Here is a 17,271-nt window from a genome sequence, read left to right as displayed (position 1 = left end):
GCTGTCCGTCAATCCCGGACGACGCTCGATTCCGCCGTTTCCAGATTGAAGGCGGCTGCGAAGAGCGCGCAGGTATAATCCGTCTGCGGGGCGGCAAAGATGTTCTCCGCCGAGCCTTCCTCCACGATCCTGCCATTCTGCATCACCAGCACATGGTTCGCGAGCGCGCGCACCACCTTCAGGTCGTGGCTGATGAACATGTAGGCGAGGTCGCGCCGCCTCTGGAGATCGCGCAGCAGCTCCACGATCTGCGCCTGCACCGACATGTCGAGGGCCGAGGTCGGCTCGTCCAGCATGATGAAGCGCGGCTCCAGCGCCATGGCGCGCGCAATCGCAATGCGCTGGCGCTGGCCGCCTGAGAATTCGTGCGGGTAGCGGTCCATGGTGGAAGGGTCGAGGCCCACATCGTGCAGCGCGCGGGCGACGATGTCGCGGCGCTCGGCATAGGACAGGTCCTTGTTCTGGACCTCGAGGCCCTCGGCCACGATTTCCGCCACCGACATGCGCGGCGAGAGGGAGCCGTAGGGGTCCTGGAACACCACCTGCAGATCCTTGCGCATCGGGCGGATGCCCTTCGCGCGAAGATTGTCGATGCGGTTGCCTAGGAAAACGATGGGGCCTTCCGACTGCACGAGGCGCAGGATCGCGAGGCCGAGCGTCGTCTTGCCGGAGCCGGATTCACCGACGACGCCGACGGTTTCGCCCTGGCGGACGCGGATCGACACGCCGTCGACCGCCTTCACATGCCCGACGGTTTTCTGCAGGAAGCCGCGCTTGATGGGGAACCAGACCTTGATGGGGCCTGCCTCCACGATGGTGGGCGCATTCGCCGGCACCGGATTGGCACGGCCCTTCGGCTCCGCCGCAAGGAGGCGCTGCGTATAGGCGTGCCGCGGGTTACCGAACACCTCCTCGACCGTGCCGTGCTCGACGATCTCCCCTTTCAGCATCACGCAGACGCGGTCGGCGATCTTCCGCACGATGCCGAGGTCGTGCGTGATGAACAGCATCGACATGCCGAGCCTGGCCTTGAGCTCTGCCAGGAGTTTCAGGATCTGCGCCTGCACCGTCACGTCGAGCGCGGTGGTCGGCTCGTCGGCGATGAAGAGATCAGGCTCGTTGGCGAGCGCCATGGCGATCATCACGCGCTGGCGCTGACCGCCGGAGAGCTGGTGCGGATAGGCGGTGAGGCGGCTCTCCGCATCGCGGATGCCGACGAGCTCCAGAAGCTCGAGGGTGCGGGCGCGTGCCTCCTTGTCGGCGAGGCCGCGATGCAGTTTCAGAATCTCGCCGATCTGCCGGTCGATGGTGTGGAGCGGATTGAGCGAGGTCATCGGCTCCTGGAACACCATGGTGATGTCGTCGCCGCGAACCTTGCGCATCTGGTTCTCGTCCAGCCCGATCAGGTCGCGCCCCTTGAACAGGACCTTGCCCGACGGATGATGCGCGGAGGGGTAGGGGAGGAGCTTGAGGATCGAGAGCGCCGAGACCGACTTGCCCGATCCCGACTCGCCCACGAGCGCCACCGTCTCGCCGGGCATGATGTCGAAGGACACGCGATCCACGGCCAGCATGTCGCGCCCGCCCTGGCGGAAGGCGACGGAGAGATCTTGGACGGAGAGGAGGGGTTCTGTCATTTGAACGCCTTCCGCGGATCGAAGGCGTCGCGCACGGCTTCGCCGATGAAGATGAGAAGGCTGAGCATGATGGCGATCACGAAGAAGCCCGCGAGCCCGAGCCAGGGAGCCTGAAGGTTCGCCTTGCCCTGCGCCAGCAATTCGCCGAGCGATGGCGAGCCGGGCGGCAGGCCGAAGCCGAGGAAGTCGAGGGAGGTGAGCGTCGTGATCGAGCCGTTGATGATGAAGGGCATGAAGGTGAGCGTCGCCACCATCGCATTCGGCAGCAGGTGCCGGAACATGATGGTGCCGTTGGAGAGGCCCAAGGCGCGCGCGGCGCGCACGTATTCGAAGTTTCGCGCGCGCAGGAACTCGGCGCGCACGACGCCCACCAGCGACACCCAGGAGAAGAGCAGGAGGATGCCGAGGAGCACGAAGAAGCTCGGCGTGATCACGGCCGAGATGATGATGAGGAGATAGAGCGAGGGGATCGCCGTCCAGACCTCGATGAAACGCTGGAAGAGCAGATCGACCCAGCCGCCGTAATAGCCCTGCACGGCGCCTGCCAGGATGCCGATGATGGAGGAGATGCCCGCAAGCGTCAGCCCGAAGAGGACCGAGATGCGGAAGCCGTAGATGAGGCGGGCCACCACGTCTCGGCCCTGGTCGTCGGTGCCGAGCCAGTTCCACTCGATTGCGTCGCAGCCCGTGCCGCCCGTACGCTCCGCGATGGGGCGGCACTGTTCGTCGTCCAGCATCCAGGTCGGCGGCGCGGGGGCGGGGACCGGCAGGTCGAGGTTGTGCGTGTTGTAGGAGAAGCGGATCGGCGCCCAGAGCAGCCAGCCGTTCTCCTCGATCTCATTGGCGATGACCGGATCGCGGTAATCGGTCTGCGCCAGGAAGCCGCCGAACTTCTCCTCCGGATAATCCACGAAGGCGGGGTAGAGCAGCTCGCCCTTGTAATAGGCGAGGATCGGCCGGTCGTTGGCGATGAACTCGGCGAACATGCTGAGCACGAACAGGACGAGGAAGATCCAGAAGGACCAGTAGCCGCGGCGGTTCGCCTTGAAGTTGTCGAGCCTGCGCCGGTTGAGCGGCGAGAGCTTGATGTAGCCCTCTCTCGGCAGGGGAGACGCGGCGGGCGAGGCGACGGGAACGTTCTCGTTCATCTCACGCCCCCCTGACGCCTGTCATCCCCGGCGAGCCGAAGGCGAGGAAAGGGGATCCATCGCGGTGGACGTGATGGTGGATTCCCTTCCCCCCCGCTGCGCTCCGGCCGGGAATGACATTGAAGTGTGCCTGAGCGCTCATCTCATGCCTCCCGCGTTTCGAAATCAATCCGCGGATCGATCCAGGTATAGGTGAGATCGGAGACCAAGTTCACCACGAGCCCGAGGAGCGAAAAGATGTAGAGATTGGCGAAGACCACGGGATAGTCGCGGTTCACGATCGACTCGAAGGAGAGAAGGCCGAGGCCGTCGAGCGAAAAGATCGTCTCGATCAGGAGCGAGCCCGCGAAGAACGCGCCGATGAAGGCTCCGGGAAATCCGGCGACCACGATCAGCATTGCATTGCGGAAGACATGGCCGTAGAGAACCTGGCCCTCGGAGAGCCCCTTCATGCGTGCGGTGATCACGTATTGCTTGCGGATCTCGTCGAGGAAGGAGTTCTTCGTGAGCAGCGTCGAGGTGGCGAAGGCCCCGAGCGCCATGGCCGTGATCGGCAGGGCCAGATGCCAGAAATAATCGACGATCTTGCCGAAGAGCGACAACTGCTCCCAGTTGTCGGAGGTCAGTCCCCGCAGGGGGAAGAACTGCCAGAAGGATCCGCCGGCGAACAGCACGATCAGCAGGATCGCGAAGAGAAAGCCCGGGATCGCATAGCCGATGATGACCACGGCCGAAGTCCAGGTGTCGAAGGAGGAGCCGTCCCTCACCGCCTTCCTGATGCCGAGCGGCACCGAGATGGCGTAGGAGAGGAGCGTCATCCACAACCCTAAGCTGATCGAGACGGGAAGTTTCTCCTGGATCAGCTCCAGCACCGAGATGTCGCGAAAGTAGCTCTTGCCGAAATCGAAGCGCGCGTAGTCCCAGATCATCTTGAGGAAGCGCTCGTGGGCGGGCCTGTCGAAGCCGAACTGCGTCTCGAGCTGCTGGATGAATTGCGGGTCGAGCCCCTGCGCGCCGCGATAGCGGGAGGATGTGGCGTCGGCTCCGCCGCCACCGCCGGGCTGGCCCTGTCCTCCGCCCGAAAAGTCGCCGCCCCCGCCCGAAATGCGCGAGGTCGCGCCGGTATCCTGTCCCTGGAGCTGCGCGATGATGCGCTCGACGGGGCCGCCGGGGGCGAACTGGATGATGACGAAGGAGATGAGCATGATCCCCAGAATCGTCGGGATCATGAGCAGGAGGCGGCGCGCGATGTAAGCCAGCATCAAGCGCCCGCTGATGCGCGGCCGATGCGGCCGAGATGGGTGTCGCCAAAGGCGGAGGCGTATTTCAATCCGTATCCCAGCATGCGGTCGAACCCGATATGAGCCGCCCAGATCGCGGCCAGTCCTAGGAACATAGGACTGTTCAGGAGCAGTCCAACACCTGCCAGGACGGCCGGCCCGATGGTGGAGTGCAAGGCATTATAGACCGCGGCTCCGGGCCGGGGGCCAGCCATGTAGGCGGCAAAGCTCAGGTCGGGCAGGAAGAACAGCAGGGCATAAAGCCACCAGGACAGGCCCGTGAGGGCAAAGCCTGCTGTTGCGAGAGCCAGCAGGGCTGCCCCCTCCAGGCGCAGGAGAAGGCGGGGCGCACCCGCGACAGCCGGTATTCTTAGAAGTCCGTCCAAATGTCAGCCTCGCCCGATTCGCTTCGCCTTCTCGGCATCGTACCACCAGGTTCCCGGCGCGCCCGAGCCGAAGCGGGGCTTCCTCTCGGGCCTGGAGAACTGGTCCCAATAGGCAATCCAGTCCGTGGCCTTGAACCACATGGGAACCCAATAATGGCCCGCCCGGAGCACCCGGTCCAGGGCCCGGCACGTGATGTTCAGCTCCTCGCGCGACTTGGCGTTGCCGATCCGCTCGATGAGCGCATCGATGGCGGGATGGCTGATGCCCGCAATGTTGCGCGTTCCGTTCGTCTTGGCGGCCTGCGAGCCATAGACCACGCGCAGGCTGTCGCCCGGCGTCGTGGCGCCGACTAGGGCCCGGCTCGTCATGTCGAAATCGTATTCGTCCAGGCGCCGCTGATACTGGGCCGCATCCACGATGCGCGAGCGGGTCTCGATCCCGAGACGCTTCAGGTTGGCCTGGAATGGCTGGGTGTGAGGCTGCAGAAAGGATGAGGAATCGAGGAACTCGATGGTGAAGGGCTGCCCGTTCGGCAGCCTCAAGACGCTGCCCTCGAGCTTGCAGCCGGCCTCCCGCAGGAGAGTGTTCGCCCGGCGCAGCAATTGCCGGTCCTGGCCGGACCCGTCGGAAACTGGCGGCATGACGGGCTCGCCGAAGGCCGCGGTGGGCAATGTGTCCCGGAACGGTTCCAGCAGGGCGAGCTCCTCCGCCGAGGGCTTGCCCACCGCCTTCATGTCCGAGTTCTCGAAATACGATGTCAGGCGCTTGTAGGCGCCGTACATGATGTTTGCGTTCGTCCACTCGAAGTCGAAGGCGAGCCCGATGGCCTCGCGGATGCGCTGATCCTTGAACGAATCCCTGCGGGTGTTGAAATACCAGCCCTGGATGGGCGCGGGCGTGTCGTCGGGGATCTCCTCCCGCTTCACGCGTCCGTCCTTCACGGCGGGAAAATCGTATCCCGTCGCCCAGATCCGCGAGGTGTATTCCTCGTTGAAGTTGAGCGTCCCGTTCTTGAAAGCCTCGAAGGCAACGGTGCGGTCGCGGAAATACTCGTAGCGGACGCGGTCGAAATTGTTCTGGCCCACATTCACGGGCAGGTCCTTGGCCCAGTAATCGGGCACGCGCTCGAACTCGATGAAGCGTCCCTGCTCGAAGGAGCCGACCTTGTAGGGGCCGGAGCCGAGGGGCGCTTCCAATGTCGAAGCCTCGAAGTCGCGGCCCCGCCACCAGCGCTCGGAGAAGATCGGCATGCCGGCGATCACCAGATGCAGGTCGCGGCTGCGCTCGGGCGAGAGCTGCACGCGCAGCACATCGTCAGCTTCCGCTTCCGCCGCGACCATCTGCGTGAGGATGGAACGGAAGACCGGGTGCCCCTTCGTCTTCAGGATGTTCAGGGAAAAGGCCGCATCCTTCGCCGTGACAGGCGAGCCGTCGTGGAAGCGGGCCTCGGGGCGAAGGACGAACCGATAGGTGAGCTTGTCGTCCGAGATCCGCACCGACTTGGCCACAAGCCCGTAGAGCGCATCCGGCTCGTCGCCGGAGCCCGCCATCAGCGTGTCGAAGGTGCTGCCCATGCCGGCGGCGCCGTCGCCCTGCAGCACGAAGATGTTGAGGGTGTTGAAGGTGTCGAAGTTCTGGTTGCCGGACGCCTGCCTGATCTGGATCGAAAGCAGGCCGCCCTTGGGCGCTGCGGGATTCACATAGTCGAAATGCTTGAAGTCGGGGCCGTATTTCAGGTCCCCGAAGCTTGAGAGACCATGGGTCTCAGGTCCGCCGTTCTCCTGCGCGAAAGCGAATTTCGGCATAAAGGACAGGGCCGCAGTTGCGGCCCCGCTCTTGAGCAGACTTCTGCGGCTGAACACATTCATCGCGGCGCTCCCGTCTTGGCGGCTTTGGCCTCGTCATACCACCAGATGCTGGGGAAGGCGGCTGCGCCATAACGCGGCATGTTCTCCGGATGGCTGAAGCGGTCCCAGCGCGCGGTGCGCTGCTTCAGACTCGTCCATTGCGGAACGACATAGTCATGCGCCAGCAGAACGCGATCGAGAGCTTTCGTGGCCGCCACCAGCTCTTCGCGGTTCTTCGCGAAGATCACCATCTCGATCAGGGCGTCGATGGCCGGATCCGAAATGCCCGCGAGGTTCTGCGAGCCTTCGCGGTTCGCCGCCTGCGAGCCCCAGTATTCGCGCTGCTCGTTGCCCGGCGAGGACGATTGGGCCCAGAGACCGGTGGTGATGTCGAAATCGAAGGATCGGGTGCGGTTGACGTACTGGACTTCGTCCACGGTTCGCACGGTCGCATCGATCCCGAGACGCTTGAGAGCCTCGGCATAGGGCAGGAAGACGCGCTCGTCGTTGGGGCTGTTGCCAAGCAGTTCTGCGCTCAGGACCTCGCCTTTCGCATTCACGCGGCGGCCGTTCTTGATCTCCCAGCCGGCTTCCTTGAGCAGCCGGTCGGCCTCGCGCAGGTTGCGGCGGATCGCTTCGGGCGAGTCGTTGACCGGGTTCTTGTAGGGCGTCGTGAAGACCTCCGGCGGAATCTTGTCGCGCAGGGATTCGAGGATCTCCAGCTCGTGCCCTTCGGGCAGGCCGGAGGAGGCGAGGTCGAGCCCGTAGAAATAGCTCGAGGGGCGCTCGTAGAGGCCGTAGAACAGCGTTCTCTTGAGCTCCTCGAAGGGGAAGGCGAGGTTGAAGGCCCGGCGCACGCGCTCGTCCTTGAACTTGTCGCGCCTGAGGTTGAGCACGAAGGCTTGCATCCTGCCGCTGGCGCGGACGGGAAACTCCTCCAGCACCACGCGTCCCTGCTGCCGGGCCGGGAAATCGTAGCCCGTCGCCCAGTTGCGGGCGCTGTTCTCCGACCGGAAGTCGATGCGGTCGCCCTTGAAGGCCTCCAGCAGCACCGTCGCGTCGCGGTAGTACTCGTTGCGGATCTCGTCGAAATTGTACTGGCCGACATTCACGTTGAGATCCTTGCCCCAATAGTCGGGCACGCGCTCATAGGTGGCGCTGCGGCCCGCATCGAAGCTCTTGAGGCGATAGGGGCCGGATCCCAGCGGCGGCTCAAGGGTCGTCTGGGTCACGTCGCGCTTGCGGCCGCCCGGGCCCGTGCCCTCCCACCAGTGCTTCGGCAGGACGATCAGCTGGCCCATGATCTGCGGCAGTTCGCGGTTGCCGGTCTCGTTGAAGGTGAACTTCACCTCGCGCTCGCCCACCTTCTCCGCCTTCGCCACGTTGGCGTAGAAGGCGTAAGTCGGGCTGTGCTTCTTCAGGGTCTCGAAGGAATAGATCACGTCCTCCGCCGTGACCGGCCGGCCGTCGTGCCAGCGGGCCTCCGGGCGCAGGCGGAAGGTGACGGAGGAATAATCCTCCGGATAGGAGAAGGATTCGGCCAGGAGCCCGTAGGATGTGTTCGTCTCGTCCGCCGAGGGCGTGGTCAGGGTCTCGTAGATGAGCCCGAGGCCCTGTTCGGGGGCGCCCTTCACGCCGGCGACGACGATGTTGAAGCTGTCGAAAGTGCCCTGCGCCCCGAGGCGCACCAGCCCGCCCTTGGGGGCGTTGGGGTTCACATAATCGAAATGCTTGAAGCCCGGGGCGTATTTCGGCTCGCCCAGAAGCGCCGAGCCGTGCCGCCACAACGTTTCCTGAGCCGAGAGGGGGGTAAAGGCAAGACCAGCGGCCAGGACGCTCAGCAACAGGGTACGGATCACACACAATCTCCCGGGGACGAGGGCTGTTTCTCGTCAGCTACATTTTTGTCCATCGAGGGACGAGCGCAAGGGAGACGGGGCAAAACAAAAAGCCGGGCCTTTCAGCCCGGCTTCACGAATACGAGAGTTCGGTGCGCGTTACTGGGCCACAGGGGCCGCGGGAGCCACAGGGGCCGCCGGGGCGGCGGGAGCAGCAGGAGCTCCGGCAGTGGCAGGAGCCGCGGGAGCGGCGGCGTCGGCCGGAGCAGCGGCGGCGGCCTCAGGAAGCGGAGGAGCATTGGGGGAGATCGACTTCAGATAGGCGATCAGATCCGCCCGCTCCTTGGCCTGGCCGATGCCGGCGAAGGCCATGATGGTGCCGGGAGCCCAGGTCTTGGGGGTATGGATGAACTCGAACAGCGCCTCATAGGTCCACTCGCCGCCCTTCTCCTTGAGCGCTGCCGAGTAGTTGAAGCCGGGATGCGCGGCGAGAGGACGTCCGACGATGCCGTGGAGGTTCGGGCCGACCTTGTTCGCGCCGCCCTCCTCGAAGGTGTGGCAGGAGGCGCACTTCTTGGCCGAGGCCTGGCCCTTGGCGATATCGGCGCTGGCGAGGAGCACGGGAAGCGGCTCCTCCTGAACGGCCGGGGCGCCTGCGCCTGCAGCGGCTTCCTCGGGAGCCGGGAGATCGTAGCCCGGGACCGCGGGCGTCTCCGGCGAGAACAGCCCGCCGGCGATGACGTTGATGCCGACCACGAAGAGAAGCGTACCGAAAACGGCGCCCGCGATCTTATTGGTCTCGATATTCATGGATTAGGCTCTCCTCGCCTCGACACCGGCGAAATCAGCGCAACGGAACTCATTCGCAGGCAGGGTGCCCGCGACCGCGCGTTGCTTAGCCGTAGAGATGGGGTTTTGACAATGGGGTCTAAGGGCTTTTCGTCAGTCTCATGGTCGCAGTGGGGCGGATAAAAGGCCAACGACAGGCCTATTCTCCTCGGGCGCGGCTCTCCCGCGGGCCATGACAAACGAGGCCCGCCTTGCTAAGGACGCGCAAGCCTCCTCTGCAAAGATCCCCATGTCCGACCCGCTCGTCCTGATCCCCGCCCGCCTCGCCGCGACCCGCCTGCCCAACAAGCCCCTGGCCGACATCGCGGGCGAGCCCATGATCGTCCATGTCTGGCGCCGGTCGGTCGAGGCCGGAATCGGCCCGGTGGCGGTCACCACCGACGCGCCCGAGATCGCCGAGGCCGTGACAAAGGTCGGAGGTCAGGCGGTCATGACCCGATCCGACCACGCCTCCGGCTCCGACCGCATCTTCGAGGCTGTGGAAAAGCTCGACCCGGAGGGGCGGCACGACGTGGTCGTGAACGTCCAGGGGGATCTTCCCACCATCGACCCGGCGGTCATCGCCGCCTCCGTGGCTCCCCTTGCCGACGCTTCCGTCGATCTTGCGACCCTCGTGGCCTTGATCGAGCGGGAGGAGGAGAGGACGAACCCCAACGTGGTCAAGATGGTCGGGAGCCCTGTCTCCCCGGGACGGTTCCGCGCCCTCTACTTCACCCGCGCGACCGCGCCCTACGGGGACGGGCCGCTCTATCATCACATCGGTCTCTACGCCTACCGCCGCAAAGCTTTGCAGCGTTGCGTCGGGCTTCCGGCCTCGGTCCTGGAAACCCGCGAGAAGCTGGAGCAGCTGCGGGCGCTGGAGGCCGGCATGCGGATCGACGCCGTCGTCGTCGACGATGTGCCGCTCGGCGTCGACACCCCTCACGATCTGGAAAGGGCGCGCGAGATCATCGCGGCTCGGAGGAAGCCATGAACAAGATCATTTCGTTTCAGGGTGAGCCGGGAGCCAACTCTCACATCGCCTGTTCGGAGGTGCACCCCGACTGGCAGGTCTTGCCGTGCCCGACCTTCGAGGACGCGTTCGCGGCCGTGAACGAGGGAACGGCGGGGCTCGGCATGATCCCCATCGAGAACTCGATTGCGGGGCGCGTGGCCGACATTCACCACCTCCTGCCGACCTCGGGCCTCCACATCGTCGGCGAGCATTTCCTGCCGATCCATTTCCAGCTCATGGCGGTCCCGGACGCCAATCTCGGCACCATCAAGAGCGTGCACAGCCATGTCCATGCGCTGGGCCAGTGCCGCAAGATCATCCGCAAGCTCGGGCTGAAGGCGCATGTGGCGGGCGACACGGCGGGCTCGGCCCGCGAGGTGTCCGAGTGGAAGGACCCGACCAAGGCCTCCCTCGCCCCGCGCATGGCCGCCGACATCTACGGCCTCAAGATCCTGGCCGAGGACGTGGAGGACGAGGCGCACAACACCACGCGCTTCGTGATCCTCTCCAAGACGCCGCAATGGGCGCCTGCCGGCAACGGGCCGACGGTCACCTCCTTCGTCTTCCGCGTCCGCAACCTGCCCGCGGCCCTCTATAAGGCGCTGGGCGGCTTCGCGACCAACGGCATCAACATGACCAAGCTCGAGAGCTACATGCTCGAAGGCGAATTCCTGGCGACCCAGTTCTACGCCGAGGTGGACGGCCACCCGGAGGATGCCAACCTCAAGCGCGCCCTGGAGGAGCTCGACTTCTTCTCCCGCGAGCTGCGCATCCTCGGCGTCTACCCGGCCGATCCCTTCCGGGAGAAGATCAGGGAAGCGGCGGAGTGACGGTGGCCGTCCGCGATGGCTTGGAGTCGGACGCGGAAGGCATCGCAAGGGTCCATGTCCAGGGCTGGCGGGAATCCTACAAGGATTTCATGTCTCCCGATGCGCTGGCAGGCCTGTCCGTCGAGGAGCGCCTGTCGATGTGGCGGAGCACTCTGGCCAAGCCTGATCCCCGGTCGAAGCTGCTTGTCGCGGAGATGGATTGTAGGGAGATCGTCGGCTTCGTATGTGCCGGGCCAGCTCGGGCGGAAGGGGCGGAGCTGCTCGCCACCGAGGCCGAGTTTTTCGCAATCTATCTGCTGGACAGGGTCAAGCGGCAGGGGCTCGGCCGCAGGCTCATGGCTGGGGTCTTCAGCCACTTGGCCGGCCAAGGCTTCCGCTCAGCAGGCTTGTGGGTGCTGAAGGACAACCTGCCGGCCCGTCGCTTCTATGAGGCCCTTGGCGGCCAAGCCGGGCCGGAGCAGTCATTCGACGTGCGTGGACAGAGGCTGGCCGAGATCGTCTATCGTTTCGAGCCGATCCCGCACTGATCCCTACTCCTTCACCCACTCCCGCAGCAGGTGGTTCGCAATTGCGATCCGGGCGGGAGCCTGGAAGGTCTCGTGCGCGCCCTCCAGCATGAGCCGGACGTCCTCCTTCGTGAACCAGCGGGCATCCTCCAGCTCCTCGCCGTCGAAGGCGATCTCGTCGGTGAGCGCCTCGCCGATGCAGCCGATCATGAGGGAGGAGGGGAAGGGCCAGGGCTGGGAGGCGAGATAGCGGACCGCACCCACGCGGATGCCGGCTTCCTCGAAGGTCTCGCGCCGCACCGCCGCCTCGACGGTTTCGCCGGGCTCCAGGAAGCCTGCGAGGCAGGAATACATCTTTTCCGGAAAGCGCGCCTGACGGCCCATGAGGCACCTGTCGCCGTGGGCGATCAGCATGATCACGACCGGATCGGTGCGGGGGAAATGCTGCGCGCCGCAATTCGCGCAGTCGCGCCGGAAGCCGGCCTGACCGGCCTGCGTGGCCGCGCCGCAATTGGCGCAGAAGCGGTGGCGGGCATGCCAGTCGAGCATCGACTTGGCCATGGCGAGGATGCCGAGCTCCTCCTGGGGCACGAGGTCGCGCACGGCGATCGCGCGCAGGTCCGCGACCGCGAAAGCCGGATCGTCCTGGAACAGACCGGCGGCTTCCGGCAGCGCGAGGGTGGCGACCACGGGACGGCCTTCGAGAGTGCCGAGGAGAACCTGTTCCCGGCGGCTCGTGATCCGGTCGAGGATCGCGGCGGGGAGGAGCCCCGTTCCGGGCTCGCCCGCCTGCAGGATCGGCAGGTCGCCGGCCAGGACCACCATGGCGGTCTGCGGATCGTGGACCGCCTTGGCGAGAGCCTCCGGGTCCCGTTCGGCGCTGTGCCGCACGAGGGGGTTGATGATGTAGCCGATGGGTTTGGTCATGGTCAGGACGCCGCGAAAAGGGCAGCGGCGCGCTCGATCAGGGCCGTCGCCGCGTGGTCGGGATAGGGTGTCCGGGTCCCGTGCCCCCAGACGGGGCCGGGCCAGGCGGGATCGGAGCGGAAGCGGCCGATCACGTGGACATGAAGCTGCGTCACGATGTTGCCGAGCGCCCCCACATTCACCTTGTCGGGCCTGGACAGCTCCAGCATGACCTTCGTGGCGATGCGGATCTCCTGCATCAGCAGGGCCGACTGCTCGTCCGAGAGGTCCGTCAGCTCGCCTGCCCCCGGGATGCGGGGAACCAGCACGAACCAGGGGAACCGGGCGTCGTTCAGGAGAAGGACCGAGGAGAGGGCGAGGTCGCCGATGGGGATCGTGTCGGCGTCGAGCCTAGAATCGAGCTGGAAGGTCATGGACCTATCTAGCCGAGCCTGCGGCCTTGTGTCAGCCTGTCTCCTTCGTCCTTACAGGCCCTGAGTGTCATTCCCGGCCGCAGCGAAGCGGAGGGGAAAAGCGGAGGGGAAGGGAATCCATGTTCATGCACAGTGCCCCCATGATCCTCTTCCCGATCCTGCAGGCCGCCGGGGGTGACACGCGGTGCATGGTGGAGAGCGGGGATGACAGGGAAGGCAGCTCGTTTCCAACTTGCGTTCCTGGCCTGAAACGCCCATATAGCGATTGGGAGGTTGGCGAGGGACGTCTCACTCGCCAACCGGGTCAGGTCCGGAAGGAAGCAGCCCTAACGAGACCGAACGGGTCTTCGTCCAGCCTCCCACCTTTGATTTTCCCAAAGCCTTGCAGTCGATGGACGATACCACAGCCGGCACGCCCCTGAACGACGAGCCGGCCCTGCCGGGCTTCCCCGCCGCGGCCGCGCCGTCCTTGCCCTATCGCGTCCTTGCCCGCAAATACCGCCCGCGCACCTTCGACGACCTGATCGGCCAGGAGGCGATGGTCCGCACCCTCTCGAACGCCTTCGAGACGGGGCGCATTCCGCAGGCCTGGATGCTCACGGGCGTCCGCGGCGTCGGCAAGACCACCACCGCACGCATTCTCGCCCGCGGCCTCAACTACCAGAAGCCCGACGGCGCCGGCGCGCCCACCATCCACATGCCGGAACTCGGCGTGCATTGCGAAGCCATCATGGAATCGCGGCACGTGGACGTGCTGGAGATGGACGCGGCCTCGCATACCGGCATCGACGACGTTCGCCAGATCATCGACGGCATCCGCTATTCGCCGGTCTCGGCCCGCTACAAGGTCTACATCATCGACGAGGTCCACATGCTCTCGGAGAAGGCGTTCAACGCCTTCCTGAAGACGCTGGAGGAGCCACCGCCCCACGCGAAGTTCATCTTCGCCACCACCGAAATCCGCAAGGTCCCCGTCACGATCCTGTCCCGCTGCCAGCGCTTCGACCTGCGCCGCATCGAGGCCGACAAGCTCGTGGCCCATCTCGGGCGCATCTGCGACGAGGAAGGGGTGAGGGCCGAGGCGGAAGCGCTCGCGGCCATTGCCCGCGCGGCGGAGGGATCCGCGCGCGACTCGCTCTCGCTCCTGGACCAGGCCATCGCCCACGGCGCAGGCGTCGTGACGCCCGATACCGTGCGCGACATGCTGGGGCTCGCCGACCGCACCCAGGTCATCGACCTCTTCGAGGCGGTGATGAAGGGCGACGTGCCGGCCGCCTTCGCCGGGCTCCGCTCCCAGTACGATGCGGGCGCGGACCCGGGCGTGATCCTCTCCGATCTCGCCGCCTTCTCCCATGTGGTCACGCGCCTCAAGCTGATCCCCGAAGCTGCCAAGGACCCGGCTTTGTCCGAGATCGAGCGGGTGCGCGGCAGGGAATTCGCCGAGAAGCTTTCGGTGCGCACGCTCTCCCGCACCTGGCAGATTCTGCTCAAGGGCATCCCCGAGATTCAGGCCTCGAACCGTCCCATCGCCGCCGCCGAAATGGTGATCGTGCGCCTGGCCTATGCGGCCGACCTGCCGACGCCGGACGAGGCCCTGCGCGCGCTCAAGGACGGCGCGCCGCTGCCCGCTGGCGGCGGTTCGCCCGCGCCCGCAGTGGGGCCCTCCGGCCCCGCCACCTCCGGCAATATGGCGCTGGCAACCTCGCAGCCCATGCCGCAGCAGCGGCCTCAGGCATCCTCGCCCCAGCCGACCATGCGCCTTCGCCGTTTCGAGGACGTGGTGGCGCTCGCCGGCGAGAAGCGCGAGATCGTGCTGAAGTCGCAGCTCGAGCGCGACGTGCGCCTCGTCCGTTTCGAGGAGGGCCGCATCGAGCTCAGCCTCACGGAGACTGGCAGCCGCACCATCGCCAACGACCTGACGCGCGCCCTCCAGCAATGGACCGGCGAGCGCTGGATGGTGGCGCTCTCCTCGCAAGAGGGACAGCGGACACTGCATGAGAAGGCCGTCGCCGCCGAGCGCGAGCGCAAGGAGGGTGCCGCGAACCATCCCCTCGTGCAGGCGGTGCTCGCGAAGTTTCCCGGCGCGCAGATCGTGAACGTGATCGAGCGCGCGGAGAAGCCGGGCGAGGACGGCGCCGACGCAGAAACGGAGATCCTGGGCGAGGCCGATGCGGCCGATGCGCTCGAGACCGAAGCCGACGACGATCTGGATTAAGGGAGAGAGCCATGAAGGACATCATGGGACTGATGAAGCAGGCGCAGGCCATGCAGCAGAAGATGCAGGACGTCCAGGCCGAGCTCGACAATCTCGAAGTCGAAGGCACGGCAGGCGGCGGCGTCGTGACCGTGAAGGTGTCCGGCAAGGGCAACCTCAAGGCGATCAGCATCGATCCCACGCTCATGAACCCGGACGAGAAGGAGATTCTCGAGGATCTCATCGTCGCCGCCATGAACGACGCGCGCGGCAAGGCGGATCGCGTCACTCAGGAGCGTATGGAGAGTCTGACCAAGGGGCTGCCGCTGCCTCCGGGCCTGAAGCTGTTCTGAGCAAAGCGTCGCACGAAGAAGCGGATACCGGTTCTTCGGATCAAGCGATGCGATGAAAGCAAAAGAGAACTTGAATGGCCCAGCATGTCGCAGGCCCTGAGATCGAGCGCCTGATCCAGCTGCTCGCCCGTCTGCCGGGCTTAGGTCCCCGTTCGGCGCGGCGCGCGGCGCTTCATCTCATCAAGAAGCGGGACACGCTGCTCAACCCGTTGAGCGACGCCATGCGCGTCGCCACCGAGCGCATCGTCGTGTGCTCGTCCTGCGGCAATGTCGATACCTCCGATCCCTGCACCATCTGCCGGGACGCCAAGCGCGATCCCTCCATCCTCGTGGTGGTGGAGGACGTGTCCGATCTCTGGGCGCTGGAGCGCTCGGGCGCGGTCAACGCCAAGTACCACGTGCTCGGCGGCGTGCTCTCGCCGCTCGACGGCGTGAGGCCCGAGCACCTGAACCTGGATCGGCTCGTGGCCCGCGCCTCGGAGCCCGGCGTCTTAGAGGTGATCCTGGCGCTCAACGCCACCGTCGACGGCCAGACCACGGCCCATTACATCACCGAGCTCCTGGCCCATCTGCCGGTGAAGGTGACGAAGCTCGCCCACGGCGTCCCGGTGGGCGGCGAACTCGACTACCTCGACGAGGGGACGCTCTCGGCGGCTATCCGCCAGCGCACGAGTTTCTGAGGTTGTCGCTCTGAAATTCCCTCCCCCTTGCGGGGAGGGGCAGGGGTGGGGGCTGGACCGGGCGAGCAATAGCCGGATGTGGCGCTGGTTCACCTCTCCTAGAGGGAGAGGTCGCCGCGCGTCAGCGCGGCGGGTGAGGGGTTAGTGTCCTCTCCGGAAACAGCTCTCCCCCTCACCCTCGCTGCGCTCGACCTCTCCCCGCCGGGGAGAGGTATGGCTGTAGCGGCCTCGCGCTTCTCCTTTGAGCAGGGCGCCTGACATTCCGACTCCCACCTCCAACTCCTCCCCACAAGGGGGAGGAGGGTTCGCGTTGCGCCCGCATTCCGACTTGCGCCAGGCGAAAGCAGGTCTCGGGCAAGCCCGAGGGAAGGAACGAGAGCTGACGATGCGACCAATGACGGGACGTCTTGCAGGTGACAGGTCCCGGCGCCGTTGCTAATCAGGCCGCACCGCAATTCTTGTCCGGGTTTGCCATGTCCACCGCCGATCTCTCTCGAACCATCGATGCCGCCTGGGAAGACCGGGCCAATGTGAGCCTCACCACGCAAGGCGCCGTCCGCGACGCCGTGGAGGAGGCGATCCAGCTGCTCGACTCAGGTAAAGCGCGGGTGGCCGAGAAGACCGGCGATACGTGGCAGGTGCATCAATGGCTAAAAAAGGCGGTCCTGCTGTCCTTCCGCCTCAACGACATGGAAGTCGTCAGGGGCGGGCCGGGCGAGGCCACCTGGTGGGACAAGGTGCCCTCCAAATTCGCCGGCTGGGGCGAAAACCGCTTCCGTGACGCAGGCTTCCGCGCCGTGCCGAACTGCACCGTGCGCCGCGGCGCCTATATCGCGCCCGGCGTGGTGCTCATGCCCTCCTTCGTCAATCTCGGCGCCTATGTGGACGAGGGCACGATGGTGGATACCTGGGCGACCGTCGGCTCCTGCGCCCACATCGGTAAGAACGTGCATCTCTCCGGCGGCGTTGGCATCGGCGGCGTGCTGGAGCCGCTCCAGGCCAATCCCACCATCATCGAGGACAACTGCTTCATCGGCGCGCGCTCCGAGGTGGTGGAGGGCGTCGTGGTGGGCGAGGGCTCGGTGCTCTCCATGGGCGTCTTCCTCTCGGCTTCCACCAAGATCATCGACCGCAACACCGGCGAGATCTTCGTCGGCCGCGTGCCGCCCTATTCCGTGGTCGTCCCCGGCTCTCTCCCCGGCAAGCCGCTGCCCGACGGCTCCCCCGGCCCGTCCCTCTACTGCGCCGTCATCGTCAAGCGCGTCGATGCGCAGACCCGGGCAAAGACGGGGATCAATGAGCTGTTGAGAGACTAAACTGACGACTGACTAAATTCATCTCCCTCTTTGATATATTGTATCAGTGAGGGGGATGATGTCGGTTCAGCA

16 protein-coding genes and 1 other RNA gene are annotated in these 17,271 nt (G+C 65.8%); 8 read left to right on the top strand and 9 right to left on the bottom strand.

The window, feature by feature from the left end; all coding sequences use genetic code 11:
• Positions 1–8: 8 nt before the first annotated feature.
• The 7 genes from LG661_RS14960 to LG661_RS14930 form a co-directional block, all read right to left on the bottom strand.
• On the bottom strand, positions 9–1,637 hold the full coding sequence (locus LG661_RS14960) for an ABC transporter ATP-binding protein (protein WP_230532699.1): 1,629 nt from the start codon (positions 1,635–1,637) through the stop codon (positions 9–11).
• Complete coding sequence (locus tag LG661_RS14955; protein ID WP_230532698.1) at positions 1,634–2,785, bottom strand: ABC transporter permease; 1,152 nt, start codon at positions 2,783–2,785, stop codon at positions 1,634–1,636. Before LG661_RS14955 ends, LG661_RS14960 begins: the two co-directional genes overlap by 4 nt.
• 143 nt (positions 2,786–2,928) lie before the next feature.
• Complete coding sequence (locus tag LG661_RS14950; protein WP_230532697.1) at positions 2,929–4,047, bottom strand: microcin C ABC transporter permease YejB; 1,119 nt, start codon at positions 4,045–4,047, stop codon at positions 2,929–2,931.
• Entirely contained in the window at positions 4,047–4,451 is a 405-nt protein-coding gene (locus LG661_RS14945; RefSeq protein WP_230532696.1) for a DUF4260 domain-containing protein, read from the bottom strand. Before LG661_RS14945 ends, LG661_RS14950 begins: the two co-directional genes overlap by 1 nt.
• Before the next feature lie 3 nt (positions 4,452–4,454).
• On the bottom strand, positions 4,455–6,320 hold the full coding sequence (locus LG661_RS14940) for an extracellular solute-binding protein (protein WP_230532695.1): 1,866 nt from the start codon (positions 6,318–6,320) through the stop codon (positions 4,455–4,457).
• Positions 6,317–8,158 (bottom strand): extracellular solute-binding protein, encoded by a 1,842-nt coding sequence (locus tag LG661_RS14935; protein WP_230532694.1) that lies wholly within the window; start codon positions 8,156–8,158, stop codon positions 6,317–6,319. The genes LG661_RS14940 and LG661_RS14935 overlap by 4 nt, the downstream gene beginning before the upstream one ends.
• A gap of 138 nt (positions 8,159–8,296) precedes the next feature.
• Positions 8,297–8,947 carry a c-type cytochrome gene (locus tag LG661_RS14930; protein ID WP_230532693.1) on the bottom strand — a complete coding sequence of 217 codons (651 nt, stop codon included), beginning with the start codon at positions 8,945–8,947 and terminating at the stop codon, positions 8,297–8,299.
• A 268-nt stretch (positions 8,948–9,215) separates the two neighbouring features.
• Here LG661_RS14930 and LG661_RS14925 point away from each other — a divergent pair, with 268 nt between their 5' ends.
• The 3 genes from LG661_RS14925 to LG661_RS14915 are packed head-to-tail and all read left to right on the top strand — an operon-like array spanning position 9,216 to position 11,337.
• Positions 9,216–9,959 carry a 3-deoxy-manno-octulosonate cytidylyltransferase gene (locus LG661_RS14925; protein ID WP_230532692.1) on the top strand — a complete coding sequence of 248 codons (744 nt, stop codon included), beginning with the start codon at positions 9,216–9,218 and terminating at the stop codon, positions 9,957–9,959.
• A complete protein-coding gene (locus LG661_RS14920) occupies positions 9,956–10,810 on the top strand; it encodes a prephenate dehydratase (protein WP_230532691.1) in 855 nt (284 codons plus the stop codon). The genes LG661_RS14925 and LG661_RS14920 overlap by 4 nt, the downstream gene beginning before the upstream one ends.
• A complete protein-coding gene (locus tag LG661_RS14915) occupies positions 10,807–11,337 on the top strand; it encodes a GNAT family N-acetyltransferase (protein WP_230532690.1) in 531 nt (176 codons plus the stop codon). The genes LG661_RS14920 and LG661_RS14915 overlap by 4 nt, the downstream gene beginning before the upstream one ends.
• A 3-nt stretch (positions 11,338–11,340) precedes the next feature.
• On the opposite strand, the gene nudC is transcribed toward LG661_RS14915, so the two are convergent.
• Both nudC and LG661_RS14905 read right to left on the bottom strand, forming a co-directional pair.
• Positions 11,341–12,243, bottom strand: coding sequence for an NAD(+) diphosphatase (gene nudC, locus LG661_RS14910; RefSeq protein WP_230532689.1), 903 nt, complete (start codon positions 12,241–12,243; stop codon positions 11,341–11,343).
• A 2-nt stretch (positions 12,244–12,245) separates the two neighbouring features.
• Positions 12,246–12,656: an HIT domain-containing protein gene (locus LG661_RS14905; RefSeq protein ID WP_230532688.1), complete on the bottom strand. Its 411-nt coding sequence runs from the start codon at positions 12,654–12,656 to the stop codon at positions 12,246–12,248.
• A 267-nt stretch (positions 12,657–12,923) separates the two neighbouring features.
• On the opposite strand from LG661_RS14905, the gene ffs reads away from it, so the two are divergent.
• From ffs to dapD, 5 genes are all read left to right on the top strand, one after another.
• Positions 12,924–13,020: signal recognition particle sRNA small type (ffs, locus tag LG661_RS14900), an RNA gene on the top strand.
• Between the two features lie 27 nt (positions 13,021–13,047).
• Positions 13,048–14,871, top strand: a complete 1,824-nt coding sequence (locus tag LG661_RS14895) for a DNA polymerase III subunit gamma/tau (RefSeq protein ID WP_230532687.1) — start codon at positions 13,048–13,050, stop codon at positions 14,869–14,871.
• Positions 14,872–14,882: 11 nt separating this feature from the next.
• On the top strand, positions 14,883–15,203 hold the full coding sequence (locus LG661_RS14890; RefSeq protein ID WP_230532686.1) for a YbaB/EbfC family nucleoid-associated protein: 321 nt from the start codon (positions 14,883–14,885) through the stop codon (positions 15,201–15,203).
• A gap of 74 nt (positions 15,204–15,277) precedes the next feature.
• The gene (gene recR, locus LG661_RS14885; protein ID WP_230532685.1) at positions 15,278–15,883 is read left to right on the top strand and encodes a recombination mediator RecR; all 606 of its coding nucleotides are present in this window, start codon (positions 15,278–15,280) and stop codon (positions 15,881–15,883) included.
• A 473-nt stretch (positions 15,884–16,356) separates the two neighbouring features.
• Entirely contained in the window at positions 16,357–17,199 is an 843-nt protein-coding gene (gene dapD / locus LG661_RS14880) for a 2,3,4,5-tetrahydropyridine-2,6-dicarboxylate N-succinyltransferase (RefSeq protein ID WP_230532684.1), read from the top strand.
• Positions 17,200–17,271 lie beyond the last annotated feature (72 nt).

It is taken from the genome of Microvirga roseola (assembly GCF_020866965.1).
Classification (GTDB): domain Bacteria; phylum Pseudomonadota; class Alphaproteobacteria; order Rhizobiales; family Beijerinckiaceae; genus Microvirga; species Microvirga roseola.
Note: the sequence above shows the minus strand (reverse complement) of the source record. Positions and strands in the feature narration are given on the sequence as shown.

Bases quoted from the DNA above. Each gene is read 5' to 3' on its own strand.
- LG661_RS14920 (WP_230532691.1), top strand. From the start codon at position 9,956: ATGAACAAGATCATTTCGTTTCAGGGTGAGCCGGGAGCCAACTCTCAC.
- LG661_RS14955 (WP_230532698.1), bottom strand. From the start codon at position 2,785: ATGAACGAGAACGTTCCCGTCGCCTCGCCCGCCGCGTCTCCCCTGCCG.
- LG661_RS14925 (WP_230532692.1), top strand. From the start codon at position 9,216: ATGTCCGACCCGCTCGTCCTGATCCCCGCCCGCCTCGCCGCGACCCGC.
- nudC (WP_230532689.1), bottom strand. From the start codon at position 12,243: ATGACCAAACCCATCGGCTACATCATCAACCCCCTCGTGCGGCACAGC.
- LG661_RS14895 (WP_230532687.1), top strand. From the start codon at position 13,048: ATGGACGATACCACAGCCGGCACGCCCCTGAACGACGAGCCGGCCCTG.
- LG661_RS14930 (WP_230532693.1), bottom strand. From the start codon at position 8,947: ATGAATATCGAGACCAATAAGATCGCGGGCGCCGTTTTCGGTACGCTT.
- LG661_RS14950 (WP_230532697.1), bottom strand. From the start codon at position 4,047: ATGCTGGCTTACATCGCGCGCCGCCTCCTGCTCATGATCCCGACGATT.
- LG661_RS14960 (WP_230532699.1), bottom strand. From the start codon at position 1,637: ATGACAGAACCCCTCCTCTCCGTCCAAGATCTCTCCGTCGCCTTCCGC.
- LG661_RS14940 (WP_230532695.1), bottom strand. From the start codon at position 6,320: ATGAATGTGTTCAGCCGCAGAAGTCTGCTCAAGAGCGGGGCCGCAACT.
- LG661_RS14905 (WP_230532688.1), bottom strand. From the start codon at position 12,656: ATGACCTTCCAGCTCGATTCTAGGCTCGACGCCGACACGATCCCCATC.
- dapD (WP_230532684.1), top strand. From the start codon at position 16,357: ATGTCCACCGCCGATCTCTCTCGAACCATCGATGCCGCCTGGGAAGAC.
- LG661_RS14890 (WP_230532686.1), top strand. From the start codon at position 14,883: ATGAAGGACATCATGGGACTGATGAAGCAGGCGCAGGCCATGCAGCAG.
- recR (WP_230532685.1), top strand. From the start codon at position 15,278: ATGGCCCAGCATGTCGCAGGCCCTGAGATCGAGCGCCTGATCCAGCTG.